Origin of the sequence: Enterocloster sp. 210928-DFI.2.20 (assembly GCF_020554465.1) — a bacterium.
Classification (GTDB): Bacteria; Bacillota; Clostridia; order Lachnospirales; family Lachnospiraceae; genus Enterocloster; species Enterocloster bolteae.
The window spans coordinates 1-486 of record NZ_JAJCHK010000105.1 but is presented as its reverse complement, the minus strand read 5'-3'; the positions used below and the strand labels follow the sequence as shown (position 1 = coordinate 486).

The following is a 486-nucleotide window of genomic DNA, read 5'->3' as shown; positions in this document are numbered from 1 at the left end:
GCAACATGGCCGTGCTGTGGTTGTACTTAAGCCCGGTCAGTACCACTTCATTGCCTGTGCCGGTTATGCAGGCATAATTGTCTCCATGCTCCCCAAGGATTCCTCCAGTAATGGACAGACTGTGGTAAGGCTCTGAAAACTCTATCTTCGTAGTGTCATCCAGTACCCCCTTATACAACTGCGCGGATTCCATCCCCTGGGTATAGCTATGTACATACAGCCGGATGCCGGTTATGATGTCACTGTGTTCCACACTTAACCCCAACCGGATATCTTTGGCCGTGAACTCGCTGGTGACCTCGGTCTGTTGAGGGTATATGTACAGCTGCCGGTCGTAACTGGTGTCTACCAGGGCGCCAATGGCAAAGGCCAGCTGCTGCAGTGCTACACGTTTCGTACATATTGGCAGGTACCCACTCACCCGCGCATCTACATAAACATCATCTAAAAAGTATGTGATACCTTCTCCGGCCATAATACCGGCCA

Annotated in this window: 1 pseudogene; it reads right to left on the bottom strand. The window is 51.2% G+C overall.

Annotated elements, in window-relative coordinates:
* Positions 1-486: pseudogene (locus tag LI015_RS29135) on the bottom strand (hypothetical protein); the annotation flags it as partial.